Annotated in this window: 14 protein-coding genes; 7 read left to right on the forward strand and 7 right to left on the reverse strand. The window is 68.6% G+C overall.

The window, feature by feature from the left end:
- Positions 1 to 50 precede the first annotated feature (50 nt).
- The 7 genes from VPA02S_RS10450 (at position 51) to VPA02S_RS10480 (ending at position 10,096) form a co-directional block, all read left to right on the forward strand.
- Positions 51 to 4,784: a LamG-like jellyroll fold domain-containing protein gene (locus tag VPA02S_RS10450; RefSeq protein ID WP_012745531.1), complete on the forward strand. Its 4,734-nt coding sequence runs from the start codon at positions 51 to 53 to the stop codon at positions 4,782 to 4,784.
- A gap of 295 nt (positions 4,785 to 5,079) precedes the next feature.
- Positions 5,080 to 5,319 carry a F0F1 ATP synthase subunit C gene (gene atpE, locus VPA02S_RS10455; RefSeq protein ID WP_012745530.1) on the forward strand — a complete coding sequence of 80 codons (240 nt, stop codon included), beginning with the start codon at positions 5,080 to 5,082 and terminating at the stop codon, positions 5,317 to 5,319.
- A gap of 194 nt (positions 5,320 to 5,513) precedes the next feature.
- Positions 5,514 to 6,719, forward strand: a complete 1,206-nt coding sequence (locus VPA02S_RS10460) for an ABC transporter substrate-binding protein (RefSeq protein WP_012745529.1) — start codon at positions 5,514 to 5,516, stop codon at positions 6,717 to 6,719.
- The gene (locus tag VPA02S_RS10465) at positions 6,716 to 7,636 is read left to right on the forward strand and encodes a branched-chain amino acid ABC transporter permease (protein WP_012745528.1); all 921 of its coding nucleotides are present in this window, start codon (positions 6,716 to 6,718) and stop codon (positions 7,634 to 7,636) included. Before VPA02S_RS10460 ends, VPA02S_RS10465 begins: the two co-directional genes overlap by 4 nt.
- Positions 7,633 to 8,616 carry a branched-chain amino acid ABC transporter permease gene (locus VPA02S_RS10470; RefSeq protein WP_012745527.1) on the forward strand — a complete coding sequence of 328 codons (984 nt, stop codon included), beginning with the start codon at positions 7,633 to 7,635 and terminating at the stop codon, positions 8,614 to 8,616. Before VPA02S_RS10465 ends, VPA02S_RS10470 begins: the two co-directional genes overlap by 4 nt.
- Positions 8,613 to 9,368 carry an ABC transporter ATP-binding protein gene (locus tag VPA02S_RS10475; protein WP_012745526.1) on the forward strand — a complete coding sequence of 252 codons (756 nt, stop codon included), beginning with the start codon at positions 8,613 to 8,615 and terminating at the stop codon, positions 9,366 to 9,368. The genes VPA02S_RS10470 and VPA02S_RS10475 overlap by 4 nt, the downstream gene beginning before the upstream one ends.
- A complete protein-coding gene (locus VPA02S_RS10480) occupies positions 9,365 to 10,096 on the forward strand; it encodes an ABC transporter ATP-binding protein (RefSeq protein WP_012745525.1) in 732 nt (243 codons plus the stop codon). The genes VPA02S_RS10475 and VPA02S_RS10480 overlap by 4 nt, the downstream gene beginning before the upstream one ends.
- Positions 10,097 to 10,107: 11 nt before the next feature.
- On the opposite strand, the gene VPA02S_RS10485 is transcribed toward VPA02S_RS10480, so the two are convergent.
- The 7 genes from VPA02S_RS10485 to VPA02S_RS10515 all read right to left on the reverse strand — a co-directional run bounded on the left by VPA02S_RS10485 (position 10,108) and on the right by VPA02S_RS10515 (position 17,531).
- Entirely contained in the window at positions 10,108 to 10,716 is a 609-nt protein-coding gene (locus VPA02S_RS10485; protein ID WP_012745524.1) for a class I SAM-dependent DNA methyltransferase, read from the reverse strand.
- 45 nt (positions 10,717 to 10,761) lie between these two features.
- On the reverse strand, positions 10,762 to 11,475 hold the full coding sequence (locus tag VPA02S_RS10490; protein ID WP_062363769.1) for an SDR family oxidoreductase: 714 nt from the start codon (positions 11,473 to 11,475) through the stop codon (positions 10,762 to 10,764).
- Between the two features lie 362 nt (positions 11,476 to 11,837).
- Positions 11,838 to 12,716: an acyl-CoA thioesterase gene (locus tag VPA02S_RS10495; protein WP_012745522.1), complete on the reverse strand. Its 879-nt coding sequence runs from the start codon at positions 12,714 to 12,716 to the stop codon at positions 11,838 to 11,840.
- Positions 12,717 to 12,812: 96 nt separating this feature from the next.
- Complete coding sequence (locus tag VPA02S_RS10500) at positions 12,813 to 14,174, reverse strand: FAD-dependent oxidoreductase (RefSeq protein ID WP_062363771.1); 1,362 nt, start codon at positions 14,172 to 14,174, stop codon at positions 12,813 to 12,815.
- Positions 14,174 to 15,151, reverse strand: coding sequence for a Bug family tripartite tricarboxylate transporter substrate binding protein (locus VPA02S_RS10505; RefSeq protein WP_012745520.1), 978 nt, complete (start codon positions 15,149 to 15,151; stop codon positions 14,174 to 14,176). The genes VPA02S_RS10500 and VPA02S_RS10505 overlap by 1 nt, the downstream gene beginning before the upstream one ends.
- Positions 15,152 to 15,198: 47 nt before the next feature.
- The gene (locus VPA02S_RS10510; protein WP_012745519.1) at positions 15,199 to 16,188 is read right to left on the reverse strand and encodes a Bug family tripartite tricarboxylate transporter substrate binding protein; all 990 of its coding nucleotides are present in this window, start codon (positions 16,186 to 16,188) and stop codon (positions 15,199 to 15,201) included.
- Between the two features lie 59 nt (positions 16,189 to 16,247).
- On the reverse strand, positions 16,248 to 17,531 hold the full coding sequence (locus VPA02S_RS10515) for a 3-hydroxybenzoate 6-monooxygenase (protein WP_012745518.1): 1,284 nt from the start codon (positions 17,529 to 17,531) through the stop codon (positions 16,248 to 16,250).
- Positions 17,532 to 17,550: the final 19 nt, after the last annotated feature.

Genomic DNA, 17,550 nt, shown 5'->3' on the forward strand with positions numbered 1-17,550 from the left:
GGATCGAGCAATGGGTTGCCCTGCGACTTTCCAACAACCTGGAGGCGACGATGAAGATCCGGTATTTCCTGATGGCGTTCCTGGCCCCGCTCGTCACATTGCTGACGCATGCGGCCATCACCGGGGTCAGCCCGATGACCACCCTCGGCAACATGGCCACGGCGGTTTCCGAGGCCGTTGCCGACCCGCTCCCGCTGCAGGGGCCGGGCCTGGGCAACCTCAGCTACACATCGGCGGAACTGTTCAAGCCGGTGTCGATGATCACGAGCCTCGCGCACCCGCTCGACCCGGCGCACAGCAGTGCCTACGAGTCGCGAGAGGTGCCCGCCACCTACCCGGGCCGCAAGGACTACGGCATGAACGCGGGCATCATGGTCAACGGCTACTTCCTGACCTCCTTCGCGCCGGACAGCGGCCTGGGCCCGGGCGGCTTCCTGCTGTACGACGTGTCGAACCCGCGCCAGATCCGGCTGGTCAAGAAGATCTACGAACCCGATGACGCGACAGGTGGCCGCACCAAGGAGTTCCGCGAAACGCACTCCTTCGGCACCGCGAAGATCGGCGGCAAGACGTACGTGGTGCTGCCCAGCATCAACGGCGTGGAGTTCTGGGACTTCACCGACGTCAACGACATCAAACAGGTGAAGAAGCTGGCGCTGCCCGGCGTCAACGCGGGCGACTACGAGAACGTCGCCTGGCAGCTCTGGTGGCAGGCGCCCTACCTGTACGTGGCCTCGGCGGGCCGCGGCATCTTCATCGTCGATGCTGCGGACCCCGCGAACGCCGTGGTGGCGAACCGCGGCGCCGGCAAGCCCAACCCGGTGCCCACGGGCGAACTCGGCAACTTCCGGATCGGACCGATCTTCACCATGGGCAACCACATGGTGCTGACCGCGATGGAAAGCAATGGCGGCTTCGCGAGCCTCGACATCTCCGACCCGCTCAACCCCAAGGTGCTCGATTCCATCGTGGGCACCACGCCGTTCTACTACGCCACCTGCTTCGACGGCAGGAACCTGCACGTCTCGACGCGCGGCAGCGGCGCGAAGATGTACAGCTACGACCTCTCCGACCGCTCGCGCTTCGTGGCCGAGGACAACCGGCTGGTCATCGACGAACAGCTGTACTGCGCCACGCAGGACAACTACGTGATCCAGGGCGCGCAAACGCGCATCCACAAGGTCGACGTGAGCAATCCGCTCAATCACGTGGAGGTGGGCCGCGGCAGCATCCTGCGCGAGGACGACCCGAACTACTCGCATTCGGACAACGGCCAGGTCGCGATGTTCGGCAACCTGGTCTTCGTGGGCAACGACCACGGCTCGGGCAGCGGCTTCGTCGTGCATGCGGTGGACCCGGACACCACCCGGCCCGAGGTGAAGCAGGTCTCGCCGGCCAACGGCGCGAAGCAGCAGGCCCTGAGCTCGCGCATCGGCCTGGGCATGACGGACAACATCCGCCCCGAGAGCGTGAACGCCAACACCTTCATCGTGCGGCCGGTGGGCGGCAACACGCTCGCGGGCACCTACAGCGTGCAGCTGGGCATCATCAATTTCCACCCGGAGCTGCCGCTTTCTCCGGGCACCAGCTATGAAGTGTTCCTGCCCGCCAACGGGGTGAAGGACTATGCGGGCAATGCCATCGGCGCCGACTTCAAGTCGACCTTCAACACCGGCAACGCGACCGACATCAACCTGCAGCACTACTGGACGCTGGCCGGCAACCTGTCCGACCCGATCGGCAGCAACAACGGCACGCCGGCGTCGGGCGATACCTTTGAAAGCATCGGCATGAGCTTCGCGAACCGCACCGCCGGCGTGCCGCTGAAGAACGACAGCGTCGCCACCGTGCTCGGCGGCACCGCGTCGCTGAGCTTCTACATGAAGACCACGCAGGCCGGCAGCGCGAACCCATGGACCGCACCGGGCATCTTCGGGCGCGACCAGGCCAGCGGAGCGGACGACGTGTTCTGGGGCTGGATCGACGGCAGCGGCTTCATGAACCTCTCGGTCGCGAACAAGGCCGCCAACAACCCCGGCACCCGCTCGCTGGCGGCCGTGAACGACGGCAACTGGCACCACGTGGTGATGACGCGCGACGCGGCCTCGGGCGCGCAGGCCATGTACGTGGACGGCGTGAAGACCAGCTCCACGGGCCTCACCGGCACCAAGGGGCTCGCGAACAAGTTCCAGGTCATGGGCCAGATCCAGGGCAACGCCGACCTGTTCAAGGGCACGCTGGCGGAAGTGCGCGTGTACAGCCGCGTGCTCACCGACGGCGAGGTGGCCACGCTGCGCGGGCAGGCGATCATCGGCGACCCCGGCATCGGCGGCGGTCCGAAGATCGTCAACGGCCAACTGGTGTTCGACCCGGCCACGCTCGGCAGCAGCGGCGCGCAGTTCCGCTGGAACTTCGGCGACGGCACGCGGACGGCCTACTCCACCCAGCCGCGCTACACCTATACCTACACGCGACCGGGGCACTACACCGTGACGCTGACGGTGCGCGACGCAAGCGGCCGCGAGACTTTCTACACCTACAACCTCACCGTGATCGTGCCGGTCACGGCGCGGGCGCCCACGCACACGACCAACATCGCAGGCGATGCGAATTCGGTCTACTCGCTCAACCCCGACAGCGGCACGGTCGCCGCCGTCGACGCGCAGACCCTGGCCAAGCGCTGGGAAGTGCGCGTGGGCGACGAGCCGAAGACGCTGGCCGTGGGACCGGATGGGCGCATCTGGGTCGCGGTGCAGGGCGAGGACAAGCTGGTGGCGCTCAGCGCGGCCGACGGCAGCCTCTCGGCCACCGTGCCGCTGGCCTACGGCAGCGGCCCCTACGGCGTGGCCTTCACGCCCGACGGCGCGAAGGGCTTGCTGACGCTGGAGAGCAAGTCGGTGCTGATGAGCTTCGACCCGAGCAACGGCGCCACCACCGGCGCGGTTGCGCTCGAAGGCAGCCTGCGCGGCATTGCCGTGAGCTCCGATGCGCAGGTGGCCTACGTCACCCGCTTCAAGTCGAAGCTGACGGGCGGCCAGCTGCACAAGGTGAACCTGCAGAGCATGAGCGCGATGCCCACGATCGCGCTGCCGGTGGACACCACCACGGTGGACACCGAGAGCCGCGCGCGCGGCGTGGCCAACTACCTGAGCCAGGTGGTGATCTCGCCCGACGGCCGGCGCGCGGTGCTGCCTTCGAAGAAGGACAACATCGTGCGCGGCCGCTTCCGCGACGGCGTGGACCTGACGCACGACCAGAGCGTGCGTTCCATCCTCTCGCAGGTCGACCTGCAGGCGGCGGCGGAAGTGTTCGGCGAGCAGATCGACTTCGACGACCGCGCACCGGCGCGTGCGGCGCTGTTCTCTCCGCCCGGCGACTACCTCTTCGTGGCGCAGATGGAAGGCAACCGCGTCGCCATCGTCGACCCGTACAGCCGGGCCGTGCGCGGAGAGATCAACGCGAGCAGTGCGCCGCACGGCCTGTACCTGGACGCGGCGCGCAAGCGGCTGTTCGTCAACAACTTCCTTGCGCGCTCGGTGTCGGTGCACGACGTGTCGCTGGTGCTATCGTCGGAATCGGCGGCGGCGACCTTCCTGCAGAACGTGGCGACGGTCGCGCAGGAGCCGATGGCGGCCGCGGCGCTGCGCGGCAAGCAGGTGTTCTACAACGCCTCCGACCGGCGCATGAGCAAGGACAACTACATCTCCTGCGCGAGCTGCCATGCGGACGGCGGCGATGACGGCATGGTGTGGGACTTCACGCAGCGCGGCGAGGGCCTCCGACGCACCATCAGCCTCATGGGCCGGCGCGGCGCGGGCCACGGCAAGATGCACTGGACCGCCAACTTCGACGAGGTGCAGGACTTCGAGAACGACATCCGCAACGAGTTCGGCGGCACGGGCTTTCTGACGAATGCGGATTTCGCCGCCACGGTCGACCCCTTGGGCGCGCCCAAGGCCGGCAAGAGTGCGCAGCTCGACGATCTTGCGGCCTACCTGAGTTCGCTGAACAAGTACATGCGCAGCCCGGCGCGTGCGGCGGACGGCAGCTTGAGCGTGGAGGCGGCGCGCGGCCAGACGGTGTTCAACACCGCGCAGTGCGCCACCTGCCACACCGGCGGTACTTTCCGCGACGGCCTGCGGCACGACGTGGGCACGATCCAGCTCTCGTCGGGCAAGGGCCACAACCAGCCCCTCGCGGGGCTGGGCTTCGACACGCCGACGCTCTCGGGCACCTGGAACACGGCGGCCTTCTTCCACAACGGGCAAGCCGCGACGCTGCAGGACGTGCTGAACAGCGGCCACGGCAATGCCTCGAGCCTGCCGCCAGCGGACGTGGTGGCGCTGCGCGAGTACGTGCGCTCGCTGGACACGGCCCCGGCGGTGGTGACGCGGCTGCGCTCGGACCTCAATCCGACGATGTGCGTGAACATCAAGGGCGGGGCGACGGCGAGCGGCACGGTGGCGGTGCAGTGGCCCTGCGGCACGGCGAGCCACGAGAAGTTCACGGTGACGTCGGTCACGGGCGGCTATGTGCAGCTGGTGGCCGAGCACAGCGGCCTGTGCCTGGCGCAGAACGGCACCGCGACGACCAACGCGCCGGTGGTGCAGCTGGCATGCACGGTGGGCAACACGGCGCAGTGGAGTCTGGCCGTCGGCACGCTGCGCAACCGCGCCTCGGGCTCGTGCCTCGACGTGCCGAATGGCTCGACGACGCAGGACACGGCGCTGATCACGTGGACCTGCAATGGGGGGAACAACCAGAACTGGACGCAGCTGCCTTAGGGCTTGCTTTTGTTTCGGGGCGCTCTTGTTCAGGGCGCTGTTGTCCAGGGCGCGTGCACAGGCCACCGGGTACTCCCCTCCGCGAATGTCCCCCGGCCTGCGGCCTCCTCCTTGATTTCGCTGCGGGGAGCACCCGATGCCCTGTGCACGATGGGCGCTGCCGTGGTGCTGGCCGATCAACGACCGCTCCGCATAACGCTCCCGATTCATCCCAAACATGACCTCCCACGTCATCGACGGCACGCACCCGCTCTGGGAAAGTACCTCCATCGATCAACCACAGGAGAAAACAACCATGACCGGCTTCAACATCCTTCCCCTCGCAGTCGCCCTGCTCATCGGCGTGGCAGCGCTCGGCTCCTGCCTGGGCATCGGGCTGGTCGGGCAGAAGTTCCTCGAAAGCACGGCGCGCCAGCCCGAACTGGTCGACACGCTGCAGACCAAGTTCTTCCTGGTGGCGGGCGTGACCGACGGCGCATTCATCATCGCCACCGGCATCGGCCTGTGGTTTGCAACGGCCAATCCCTTCGGCTGAAGCCGGCGAAAAGGCCCACCGAAACGGGCCCCGCGCACCAGGAAGCGGCACGGACCATTGGCACCATTCGTGCTAGTACCGTTGACAGCGAATTGTTTATGGTTAAAGTATTTAGCTATCAACGGTTCGACATCTTCGGTGCTGCATGGCGCGGCGCCGGGACGTCGTTTCACCCTTCCTCTGCCGGAGAATCCATGAGCCACCCGTCCCCGAAGTCGCCCGCGCTGCCGCGCACCCTGCTTTCGCTGCTGCTCTGTGGCGCGGCCCTTGGTGGCGCGGCATCGGCCATGGCCGCGCCCGTGAAGGTGGGCCTGGCGCTCGACATCTCGGGCCCGTTCGCGGCATTGGGCGCCGAGGCGCGCGACGGCTTCGCGCTCGGCATCAAGCAGCTGGGCGGCAAGCTCGGCGGGCAGGACGTGGAGTTCGTGCAGGCCGACATGGCCGGCAGCCCCGACCAGGCCAAGCAGCTGGTCGACCGCATGATCCAGCGCGACAAGATCGACCTCTTCAGCGGCCCGATCGGCTCCAACGTGGCGCTGGCCGTGGGCCCGACGCTGTTCAATGCCAAGGTGCCGTACCTCTCGGCCAATGCCGGCCCGAGCCAGTTCGCGGGCGCGCAGTGCAATGCGTATTTCTTCGGCACCGCCTACCAGAACGACCAGTTCCACGAGGCCGCCGGCAAGTTCGCGCAGGACCGCGGCTTCAAGAAGACCGTGCTGATCGCGCCCAACTATCCCGCGGGCAAGGATGCACTGGGCGGCTTCAAGCGCCAGTTCAAGGGCCAGGTGGCCGACGAGCTCTACACCAAGCTCGGCCAGATCGACTACGCCGCAGAGCTCGCGCAGCTGCGCGCGGCCAAGCCCGACTCCATCTACTTCTTCCTGCCCGGCGCGATGGGCATCAACTTCATCAAGCAGTTCGTGGGCGCGGGCCTGTCGAAGGACATCACGCTCGTGACCAGCGGCTTCTCGGCCGACGAGGACGTGATCGGCGCGGTGGGCGAACCGATGCTGGGCCTGTTCAACACCTCGCACTGGGCACACGACCTCGACAACGCCGCCAACAAGGCCTTCGTGGCCGCGTTCCGCAAGGAATACAACGGCCGCTACCCTTCCGTGTACGCGGCGCAGGCCTATGACGCGATCCTGGCGATGGATGCGGCCGTGAAGCAATCGGGCGGCAACGCGCAGAACCGCGAGGCCGTGGTGGCCGCGCTCAAGAAGGCCAACTACGCATCCACGCGCGGCAGCTTCAAGTACGCGAACAACCACTATCCGGTCGAGAACTTCTACCTGCGCGTGATCGGCAAGGACGCACAGGGCAAGGTCACGAACAAGCTGATCAACACGGTTCTCACGAACTACGGCGACTCGTACGCCGACAAGTGTCCCCTCAAGTGAGCGGCATCCTCGTTCTCGAGCAGCTGCTCAACGGCCTCGGCTATGGGCTGATGCTGTTCCTGCTGGCAGCGGGGCTCACGCTGGTGTTCGGCATCATGGACGTGCTGAACCTCGCGCATGGCTCGCTCTTCATGTCGGGCGCGTACGTGGCGGCCGAGGCGCACACGCGCACCGGTTCGTTCACGGCAGCCATCGTGATCGCGGTGGCGGTCACGGTGGTGGTGGCGCTGCTGCTCGAGGTGCTGCTGATGCGCCGCCTCTACACGCGCGACCACCTGGCGCAGGTGCTGGCCACCTTCGGCGTGATCCTGGTGGCCGACGACATCGTCAAGATGGCCTGGGGCCCGTCGCCGGTGATGGCGCCGACGCCGGCCGCGCTGTCGGGGCCCATCGATCTGGTGGACGGCCTGCCCTACCCGTCCTACCGCCTCGTGATCCTCGCGGGCGGGCTGCTGGTGGCGCTTGCGCTCTACCTCCTGGTCAACCACACGCGCATCGGCATGCGGGTGCGCGCGGGCGCGTCCGACCGGCCGATGGCGGAGCTGATGGGCGTGCGCGTGGGCCGCATCTTCAACGGCGTGTTTTTGCTCGGCGCGGCGCTGGCCGCGCTGGCCGGCGCGCTGATGGGGCCGATCGTCGCGGTGCAGGTCGGCATGGGCGAGGCGATCCTGATTCCGGCGCTGGTGGTGCTGGTGATCGGCGGCATCGGTTCGGTGCGCGGCGCCTTCGTGGCCGCACTGATGGTGGGCGTGGTCGACACGGTCGGACGCGCCTTCGTGCCAATGCTGCTGCGCGCCACGCTGCCGCCGGCCACGGCCGCCGACTTGGGCCCGCTGTTCGCCGAAGTCGCGATGTACGCGCTGATGGTCGTCGTTTTGATCTTCCGGCCCTCCGGCCTTTTCTCCGCCCGGTCATGAAGTTGTCCTCACGCTCTCTCGGCCTCGGGCTGCTCCTCCTCCTGCTGCTCGCGGCCTTTCCGCTGGTCGCGCCGCTGTTCGGGCTCGAGTTCTACATCGGCTTCGTGCGGCGCGTGCTCGTGGTGGCGCTGGCGGCTGCCAGCCTCAACTTCATCCTGGGCTTCGGCGGCATGGTGGCGCTCGGGCATGCGGGCTTCATCGGCATGGGCGCCTACACGGTGGTGGCGCTCAGCGATGCGGGCGTGGTGTCCGCATGGGTGATGTGGCCGCTGGCCGCGCTGGTGGCCGGCCTCGTCGCGGCGCTGATCGGCACGGTGGCGCTGCGCACGCGCGGCGTCTACTTCATCATGACCACGCTGGCCGTTGCGCAGATGCTGTACTTCGTGGTGGTTTCGCTGCGCCGCTATGGCGGCGACGACGGCTACACGCTGATGAGCCGGCCCACGCTGCTGCCAGGCCTCGACCTGGGCAACGAATCGAACTTCTACTGGGTGGTGCTGGCCATCGTGGCGCTCGCGCTCTGGTGGCTGCACCGCGCGACGCAATCGCGCTTCGGCCATGCGCTGATGGGCATCCGCGACAACGAGACGCGCATGCGGGCACTGGGCTACCCGGTGTTCAAGCTGCAGCTCGTCGCCTTTGCCATCGCTGGTGCCATCGCGGGGCTGGCCGGCGCGCTGCTCGCGGGCGGCAATGGCTTCGTGAGCCCGGCGACGATGCACTGGACGCAGTCGGCCACGCTGCTGGTGATGGTGGTGATCGGTGGACTGGGACGCAGCTGGGGCGGGCCGGTAGGCGCCGTGGTCTGGCTGGTGCTCGAGGAAGCGTTGAAGCAGCACACGGAGCATTGGCACATGCCGCTCGGGTTGCTGTTGATTGCTGTTGCGTTGTGGGCGCCTAAAGGGCTCGCAGCTTTGTACAAGCGCCGCTTGCCCCTCACCCCCACCCTCTCCCCAGAGGGGCGAGGGAGTAAAGCATGAGCCTCTTCAGAATCGAAGGGTTGGTCAAGCGCTTCGGCGGCTTGCTCGCAACCGACCATGTGAACCTCACCGTGGAGCGCGGCGAAGTGCATGCGCTGATCGGCCCGAACGGCGCGGGCAAGACCACGCTCGTGAACCTGATCACCGGGCTGCTCAAGGCGGATGCCGGGCGCATCCTGCTCGACGAGAAGGACATCACCGGCTTCAAGGACCACCAGCGCGTGGCGGCCGGCATGTCGCGCTGCTTCCAGGTGACGCGCGTGTTTGCCAAGGAAACGGTGCACGACAACCTCATGCTCGCGGCGCAGGCCCATGCGGGCAGCAGCCTGCGCTTCATGGCGCCGCGCGCGGCGGAACGCGGCCTGGTGGAACGCGCCGTGGCGCTGGCCGACCGCGTGGGCCTCGGCAGCGAACGCCACCGCATCGCGGGCACCCTGCCGCACGGCGCGCAGCGCGCGCTCGACGTGGCACTGGCGCTTGCGGCCGAACCCAAGCTGCTGCTGCTCGACGAGCCGATGGCCGGCATGGGGCCCGACGAATCGGCGCGCATTGTGGAGCTGATCGAGTCGCTGCGCGAATCAATGGCCATCCTCTTGATCGAGCACGACATGGACGCGGTGTTCCGCCTGGCCGACCGGCTCACGGTGCTGGTGCAGGGGCGCGTGCTGATGAGCGGCACGGCCGACGAAGTGCGCGGGCATCCCGATGTGCAGGCGGTGTACCTCGGTACCGAAGCGGAAGGACACGCATGAACGCAGCCACCACATTGCTCGACGCGAAATCCGTCGAGGCCGGCTACGGCGCGAGCCAGGTGCTGTTCGGCATCGACCTGAAGATCGGCGCAGGCGAAGTGCTCGCGCTGCTCGGCCGCAACGGCATGGGCAAGAGCACGCTGCTGAAGGTGCTGACCGGCACGCTGGCACCAATGCGCGGCAGCGTGCATTTCGGCGGCGATGCGATCGGCGGCCCACACAAGACAATGAGGCCCGACGCCATTGCACGGCGCGGCGTGGCCATCGTGCCCGAGGGCCGCCATGTGTTTCCGAACCTCAGCGTCGACGAGCACCTGCGCGCCTTCGCACGGCCGCGCCCCGGCAGCGCGCCGCGCTGGACGGTCGAGGCGCTGTACGGCCTGTTCCCGCGCCTCGCGGAGCGCAAGGCCAACGCGGGCAACCAGCTCTCGGGCGGCGAGCAGCAGATGCTGGCGATTGCGCGCGCGCTGTCGACGCATCCGCGCTTGCTGATCCTCGACGAAGCCACCGAGGGCCTGGCCCCGGTGATCCGCGAGGAGATCTGGCATTGCATCGCCACGCTCAAGGCCGAGGGCGAGGCGATCCTGGTGGTCGACAAATACGTGCAGCGCCTGCTGCCGCTGGCCGACCGCCACGTGATCCTGGAACGCGGACGCGTGGTGTGGCAGGGCGATTCGGCCGCGCTCGATGCCGACCGGTCGCTGTGGGCGCGCTACCTGGGCGTGTAGATCCCGGCTCGCTACCGCGGACGGCGTGCCAGGAAGTTGGCCCACGCCACGTTGCCGCGGCCGATCCACTGGCTCTCCCAGTGCATGCGCAGGCCCGCCGCCTCGAGCTGCTCGGCGAAGCGGTCCTTCGCCCAGTAGACGGTCTGGTAGTCGCCGTGGGTCTCGCCTTCGCCGATGCGCATCGCCGCCAGGAAGACCCCGCCGGGCGCGAGCGCATCGAACACCTTGCGCAGGACCGGCGCGATCTGCGCGCGATCGACATGGATCAGCACGCACATCGCGACGATCGCGTTGTAGGGCCCGCCCAGCGCATCCGTGACGACGTTGAGCAGCTCGCCCTTCTTGCCGCGCTCCGCCTGCAGGTCGAGAAAGGCCTGGACCGCATCGGTGCGCCTCACGGCCCCGCCCAGGGCCTCGACGAAGTCGGCGTCCTGCCCCGTTCCGGAGCCGATCTCGAGCACGCTGCCACCGGCCGGCACGAGCTGCATCATCCGGCGCAGCGCATCCTCGATTTCGGCCGGCCGGTGGCCCGCCACGATCGCGTTGTATTCGCGGGCGGACGCTTCGTAGGACTCGATGGTGCGGCGCATGTTCTCCCGCGCCGGGTCGGGAATGTTCATGGGAGCCTTTCCAGTTTCTGAGGAAAGTTACCTATGCGCTCCACACTACACCGAGCGCGTGATGCCGCCATCCACGCGCAGGTTCTGCCCCGTGATGTAGCCCGCGCCTTCGGATGCGAGAAAGCCGATCACGGCCGCGATCTCGCTGCTCTTGCCGTAGCGGCCCATCGGAATACGCGAGCGGAACTCGGCCTTCTCGGGCAGGCTGTCGATGAAGCCGGGCAGCACGTTGTTCATGCGCATGTTCTGCGCGGCGTATTTGTCGGCGAAGAGCTTGGTGAAGGCCGCGAGGCCGGCGCGGAACACGCCCGAGGTCGGGAACACGGGGTCGGGCTCGAAGGCGGCGAAGGTCGAGATGTTGATGATCGAGCCGCCGCCCTGCTTGACCATGAGCGGTGCCACCAGCCGCGCGGGGCGCACCGCGCTCAGCAGGTAGACGTCCATGCCGCGGTGCCAGTCTTCGTCGGTGATGTCGAGGATCGGCGCGCGCGGACCATGGCCCGCGCTGTTGACGAGCACGTCGACGCGGCCCCATGTGTCGGTCACCTTGTCGACCAGCCGTTTGATGTCGTCGTTCGATTGGTTGGAGCCGGTCACGCCGATGCCGCCAAGCTCGGCGGCGAGCGCCTCGCCCTTGCCCGATGACGAAAGGATGGCGACGCGAAAACCGTCATCCGCGAGCTTGCGCGCCGCAGCCGCGCCCATGCCGCTGCCACCGGCGGTGACGATGGCTACTTTTTTCTGTGCTTCGGAAGACATGTGGGTCCTTGGTTCATTTCATGCGAGACCCGCATTTAGCCAAGGATTCGGAGGGCTTGCACGGGCTGGGCTCGGGCGCCGTTGTTCAGGGCGCGTGCACAGATCACCGGGTACTCCCCTCCGCGAATGTCCCCCGGCCTGCGGCCTCCTCCTTGATTTCGCTGCGGGGAGCACCCGATGCTCTGTGCACCTGGGCACGCCGCTGGTGTATCGCTGATCAACTAGTGCTCTGATCACGCTCCCGTCGATGGGGTGCCTTGCGCAGCGAAATCAAGGAGGAGCGCGAAGCGCGGGGGACATTCGCGGAGCAAGGTACCCCGTCGGCGGGAGCGCCGCCCTGAACAGCAGCATCGAATACTTCCTCAGCGCTTGACCCGCAGCATTCCCTCTTGCGCCGTAGAAGCCACCAACCGCCCGTCGCGCGTGAACAGGCTGCCGCGGCACAGGCCGCGCGCGCCGCTCGCGCTGGGCGAATCGAGCACGTAGAGCAGCCAGTCGTCCATGCGGAAATCGCGGTGGAACCACATCGCGTGGTCGAGGCTCGCGGGGCGCACCTGGCCGCTCATGAAGCTCAGGCCGTGCGGCAGCATCGCGGCGCGCAGCAGGCCGTGGTCGGAGGCGTAGGCCAGCAGCGCGCGGTGCACCACCGGGTCGTCGGGCAGCGGCGCGATGGCGCGCATCCAGATCGCGCTTTCGGACGAGCGCACCGCCGGCGCCAGCAGGTCGTCGGCCTCGACACCGCGGTATTCGATGCCGTGCGGCTCCAGGCCCTTGATGCGCCAGCGTTCGGGCAGCCGCTCGCCGAGCGCGAGGCGCTGGTCGAGTTCGCTCGCGAGGCCCTCGGGGCCCTCCACTGCGGGCATGGCGAACTGGTGCTCGACGCCGTCGTCCACCGTCTGGAACGAGGCCGACATCTCGAAGATGATGCGCTCCTGCTGGCGCGCCACCACGTGCCGCGTGGTGAAGCTGCGGCCGTCGCGCACGCGGTCCACGCTGTATTCGATGGGTGCATGCTCGCCCGGCAGCAGGAAGTAGGCGTGCATCGAATGCACCGGCCGGTCGGCGCCCACCGTGAGGCTCGCGGCCGCGAGCGACTGGCCGAGCACCTGGCCGCCGAACACGGCGGGCGTGCCGATGTCTTCGCTCTGGGCCAGGAATTTGTCGCCTCCGAGCGGCTCGAGCTGCATGAGCGCGACGAGTTCGGCGACAAGGCGGGCGGCGGTGGCGGGATCGGTGGTCATCGGAGGAAGAGCGTCAATGCGAAGGAAGCAACCCCAGACCATAGCAAAGGCCGCGCCCGCGGGCTGTCGCGGGGCGGTCAGTGCTTCGCCGGCGGCTCAGCGGTCGAGATCGGCGCCGTCGGCGGCCAGCTTCTTCTGGAGCGCGGGCACGTCGACATCCGCGAACTTCGCGCTGGCACCCAGCGACGCCGCGGCCGTGCCTGCCGCCTGCCCCATCACGAAGCAGCCGCCGCTCGCGCGCGCGGCCGACTGGCCTTCGTGCGTCATGGCAGCGCAGCGGCCGGCCACCAGCAGGTTGTCGACGCTGCGCGGCACCAGCATGCGCCAGGGCAGCTGGTTGTAGGTGCGGCTCTCGTCGCGCGGAAAGGCCCACTCGATGCGGCCGTCGGCATGCATCTCCATGGGCCAGGCGTTGATGCCGATGCTGTCGTCGAAGCTGGCCGACGACAGGATGTCCTCGCCCGTGAGCGCATAGAGGCCCTCGATGCGGCGCGTTTCGCGGATGCCGACCTGCGGCGCGATCTCGACGATGGCCGAGTGCGCGAAGCCCGGCACCTCGGCCTTCATGAACCTGAAGTACTCGGCGATCTGGCGCCGGCCTTCGAGCTCGCCTTCGGTGAGTTCGCGCGCATCGACGCCGTTCATCGCGCGGCCGGCCGCGTTGCGGATCTGCGTGACGTTGGCGCGCCACTCGCGCGGGTCGATGTTGGGCCGCAGGATCGCGCCTTCGCGCGGAAACCGGTAGGCGCCCGGCTTCTGTGCCTGCACCTGCGCCATCAGGTCGTTGATGGCCTTGAATTCGCCGACGGCCGTGAGTGCCGGCTGCGCATCGACTTGGCCGACGCGGAACATGGTGGTCGGGAACAGGCCGCTGCCGTGGCCATCGCCCACTTCGAAGGGCACGCCCGCAAAGGCCGCCACGTCGGCGTCGCCGCTGGCATCGACAAAGGCATTGGCGCGGATCGCCTGCCGGCCCGACTTGGTCTCGACCACCAGCGCCGCGATGCGCTCGCCCTCGCGCACCACCGCGGCGGCCCAGGCATGGAACAGCAGCTTCACGCCCGCGTCGAGCAGCAGGTGGTCGGCCGCGATCTTGTAGGCCGAGGTGTCGTAGGAGCGCACGCGGATGCGGCCCTGCATGCCATCCTGCGGCGTGTTGAGGCCGCCCAGCGCATCGATGCGCGCAAGCAGGTCGTCGGCCACGCCGCGCACCAGCAGCGTCATCTCGCCGTTGCGCTTGCCGTAGAGGCCCGCGAAGTTGGTCACGCCGCCCGCGGTGCCCATGCCGCCGAGGAAGCCGTAGCGCTCCACCAGCAGCGTGCTGGCGCCATGGCGCGCCGCGCTCACGGCGGCGGCAATGCCGGCGGGGCCGCCACCGACCACCACCACGTCGTATTCGCCGAACACCGGCAGCTCGCGCGCCGGTTCGCTCAGGGTCTTGTGTGGGACGGCGGCCATCACTGGATCTTGATGCCGCGGGCCGAGATGATGCGGGTCATGATCGCCGCCTCTTCCTTCACGCGCAGGCGCATGCCGTCGGGCGAGGTGCCCACCGCCTGCCAGCCCTGGTCGAAGAGCTTCTGGCGCACTTCGGGCTGCTTCATGATGACCTCGATCTCGCGGCTGATGCGCGCCTGCGCGGTCTTCGAGAGGTTGGCCGGGCCGAGCAGCGCCACCCACACCTCGAGGTTGAAGTCGCGCACGCCGGCGTCGGCCAGCGGCGGCAGCTCGGGCACCAGCGCGCTGCGGCCACCCGTGAGGCCGATCGCCTTGAGCTTGCCGGCGCGCACCTGCGGCATGGCCACGCCCGGCGGGATGAGGCCCATCTGCACCTGGTCGCCGAGCATCGCGGTCACGACCTGCGGGTTGCCCTGGTAGGGCACGTGCTCGGGATTGAAGCCGGCCACGCGGCTCTTGAGCAGTTCCATGCCCAGGTGCCCGACCGAGCCCACGCCCACCGAGCCGTAGTTCCACTTGTCGCCACCCTTGCGCGCCGCGTCGAAGAAGGCGGTGCCCGAGGGCAGGTTGTTCTGCGCCACCAGCACCAGCGGGGCCGTGGCAATCAGCGAGAGGTAGGTGAAGTCTTTCGCCGGGTCGTAGGGCAGCCGCGGGTACAGCATCTTCGACGAGGTGAGATTGCCGTTGATCACGATGCCCAGCGTGTGGTCGTCGGTGGCCTTGGCCACCATGTCGGCGGCAATGTTGCCCGAGGCGCCGGGCTTGTTGTCCACCACCACGGGCTGGCCGAGCGCCTTGGCGAGCGGCTCGGCGATGGTGCGGGCGGCGATGTCGGGCGTGGAGCCGCCCGGAAAACCCACGAGCAGGCGGATGGGCTTGGTCGGCCAGGCATTGCTCTGTGCGCTGGCCGCGAGCGGCAGCGCGGCGGCGGCGGCCAAGCCGCAGGCGATCAGGAGGGCTCTCTTGGTGGCGTGCATGGAAAGTGAAAAGGAAATGTGAAAAAACGTAATGGTAATGAGGGCCGCTAGTCGAGGCTGATGTTGCCGCGGCGCACCAGCTCGCCATAGACCTTGGACTTGGCCTCGGCGTTGCGCTCGATCTCCTCGGGCGACCAGGCCAGCGGCTCGAAGGCGAAGGTGTCGAAGCGCGCGCGGATCTCGGGGTCGGCAATGACCTTGGCCACGTCGGCGTTGATCTTTGCCTTGACCGCCGCCGGCACGCCCTTGGGCGCGAGCAGCGAGACAAAGGAGTTGACCTCCAGCGAGGCCGGCCCGCCGGCCTCGGCCATGGTCGGCACGTCGGGCATCTGCGGAATACGCTTGGGCGCGGCAATGGCCAGGTAGCGCAGCTTGCCGGCCTTGTAGATGCCCTGGCTCGACGGAATGCTGGCAAAGCTCCACGGCACTTCGCCCGTGCCCACGTTGGAGAACAGCTGCGACACCTCGCGGAACGGCGCATGCCGCATGCGGATGCCGGTGAGCGCCTCCAGCTGCTGCGCGCCCAGGTGGCCCGGGCTGCCCACGCCCCAGGAGCCGTAGACGATGGCGTCGGGGTTGGCCTTGGCGGCCGCGATCAGGTCGCCCATGTTCTTCCACTTCGACTCGCTCGACACCGCCACGAAGAAGGGCGTGCGGAACAGCGAGGCCACGGGGTCGAAGTGCTGCAGCGTCACGAAGTTGCGCGACTTGTACAGGTGCGGCAGCGCCGCGATGTGCTCGCTGTCGAGCTGCAGCAGCGTATAGCCGTCGGGCGCCGCGCGGCGCGCCTGGTCGATCGCGATGAAGCCGCCGCCGCCCGGCCGGTTGTCGATCAGCACGCGCTGGTTCCACAGGCGCGAGAGCTTGTCGGAGACCAGCCGCAGCACCGCGTCGGGCCCGCTGCCGGCCGCGAAGGGCGTGACCAGCGTGACCGGCTTGTTCGGATAGTCGCCGGCCTGCGCCAGCGCGCCGTTGGCGGCGGCCAGCGACGCCAGGGCCAGGATGCCCGCCCGCAATGCGCGTGGTGAAAAGCTCATGTTGTCTTGTCTCCTGGGCCTGTGGCCTCGAATGGTGATGATGAAAGAAACCCGTCCGGTCAGTGTGGCGAAAGCAAGGCGGCCGCCTCGGTGTCGGGCACTGCGACAGAGCACCGCAGCGGCTGCGGCGCGTCGTCCAGGCAATGCTCGGGCCGCCAGGCATAGAGCCACTCGACCGCATCGTAGAAGCGTTCGGGCGTGCGGCCCACCCAGAGGCTGTTGCGCACCAGCCGCTCCACGCCCTTGGCGTGATAGAGCCGCCCCATCTCGCGCACCGACAGCACCACGCGGGCGGTGCGCGGAATGCGCGCGGCCTCGTAGAGCTTGAAGGCGGCCGGCATGTCGAAATCGCAGGCCTGCACCGCGGCGCCTAGCGTGACCGCGTCCTCCAGCGCCATGCAGGCGCCCTGCGCGAGGTACTGCATCATCGGATGCGCAGCGTCGCCCAGCAGCGTGGCCGGGCCGTCGCTCCAGCGCGCCACCGGATCGCGGTCGGCCGTGCTCCAGCGCCGCCACGAGCTGGGCCGGTCGAGCAGCTGGCGCGGGCGCGCATGCACGCCCTCGAAGTAGGACAGCACTTCTTCCTTGCTGCCTTCGGAAACGCCCCACTCCTCCTGCTCGCGGCTGTGGAAGGTGACGACCAAGTTGTATTGCTCGCCATGGCGCAGCGGATAGTGCACCAGGTGGCAGTTGGGGCCGGCCCAGACCACGGGCGCATTCCAGCGCAGGTCGGCCGGCATGTCGGCCACCGGCACCACCGCGCGGTACACCACGTGGCCCGAGACGCGCGCCTCGTCGCCCACGAGCCTGGCGCGCACCACCGATTTGACGCCGTCGCAGCCCACGATCGCGTCGGCCTTGAAGCGCCGGCCGTCGCGCGTGGTGGCGACCACGCCCTTCGTGCCGCCTGTGCCGAAGTCGAGCGATTCGACCTGCGCCGAGGTGTGGAAGCGGATCAGCGGATGCTGCTTCACGGCCTCGTGGATGGCGCCGTGCAGGTCGGCGCGGTGGCTCACCGCATAGGGGTTCCTGAAGCGCGCGCGGAAGGCTTCGCCCACGGGCACGGAAGCCACTTCGCCGCAGTCGACCGCGTCCATCATCACGAGCCGGTCGGTGAAGACCGAGTTGCGGCGCACCGCCTCGCCCACGCCGAGCGCGTCGAGCGCCGCAAAGGCATTGGGGCCGAGCTGCAGGCCGGCGCCGATCTCGCCGATGGTCGCGCTCTGCTCGAGCAGGTCGATGGAAACGCCGAGCCGCGCCAGTGCCAGCGCGGCGGCCATGCCGCCGATGCCGCCGCCGACGAGCAGCACGGTGGGAGGGTTCTTCGGGGGGAATGTGCTCATCGCGTGGCCTCTGCGCTGC

This window comes from Variovorax paradoxus NBRC 15149 (assembly GCF_001591365.1).
Taxonomy (GTDB): domain Bacteria; phylum Pseudomonadota; class Gammaproteobacteria; order Burkholderiales; family Burkholderiaceae_C; genus Variovorax; species Variovorax paradoxus.

What these genes read in the sequence shown, in the direction of transcription:
- VPA02S_RS10505 (WP_012745520.1), bottom strand. Translation starts at nt 15,151, where the DNA reads ATGCACGCCACCAAGAGAGCCCTCCTGATCGCCTGCGGCTTGGCCGCC.
- atpE (WP_012745530.1), top strand. Translation starts at nt 5,080, where the DNA reads ATGACCGGCTTCAACATCCTTCCCCTCGCAGTCGCCCTGCTCATCGGC.
- VPA02S_RS10495 (WP_012745522.1), bottom strand. Translation starts at nt 12,716, where the DNA reads ATGACCACCGATCCCGCCACCGCCGCCCGCCTTGTCGCCGAACTCGTC.
- VPA02S_RS10490 (WP_062363769.1), bottom strand. Translation starts at nt 11,475, where the DNA reads ATGTCTTCCGAAGCACAGAAAAAAGTAGCCATCGTCACCGCCGGTGGC.
- VPA02S_RS10475 (WP_012745526.1), top strand. Translation starts at nt 8,613, where the DNA reads ATGAGCCTCTTCAGAATCGAAGGGTTGGTCAAGCGCTTCGGCGGCTTG.
- VPA02S_RS10515 (WP_012745518.1), bottom strand. Translation starts at nt 17,531, where the DNA reads ATGAGCACATTCCCCCCGAAGAACCCTCCCACCGTGCTGCTCGTCGGC.
- VPA02S_RS10500 (WP_062363771.1), bottom strand. Translation starts at nt 14,174, where the DNA reads ATGGCCGCCGTCCCACACAAGACCCTGAGCGAACCGGCGCGCGAGCTG.
- VPA02S_RS10460 (WP_012745529.1), top strand. Translation starts at nt 5,514, where the DNA reads ATGAGCCACCCGTCCCCGAAGTCGCCCGCGCTGCCGCGCACCCTGCTT.
- VPA02S_RS10470 (WP_012745527.1), top strand. Translation starts at nt 7,633, where the DNA reads ATGAAGTTGTCCTCACGCTCTCTCGGCCTCGGGCTGCTCCTCCTCCTG.
- VPA02S_RS10480 (WP_012745525.1), top strand. Translation starts at nt 9,365, where the DNA reads ATGAACGCAGCCACCACATTGCTCGACGCGAAATCCGTCGAGGCCGGC.
- VPA02S_RS10450 (WP_012745531.1), top strand. Translation starts at nt 51, where the DNA reads ATGAAGATCCGGTATTTCCTGATGGCGTTCCTGGCCCCGCTCGTCACA.
- VPA02S_RS10485 (WP_012745524.1), bottom strand. Translation starts at nt 10,716, where the DNA reads ATGAACATTCCCGACCCGGCGCGGGAGAACATGCGCCGCACCATCGAG.
- VPA02S_RS10510 (WP_012745519.1), bottom strand. Translation starts at nt 16,188, where the DNA reads ATGAGCTTTTCACCACGCGCATTGCGGGCGGGCATCCTGGCCCTGGCG.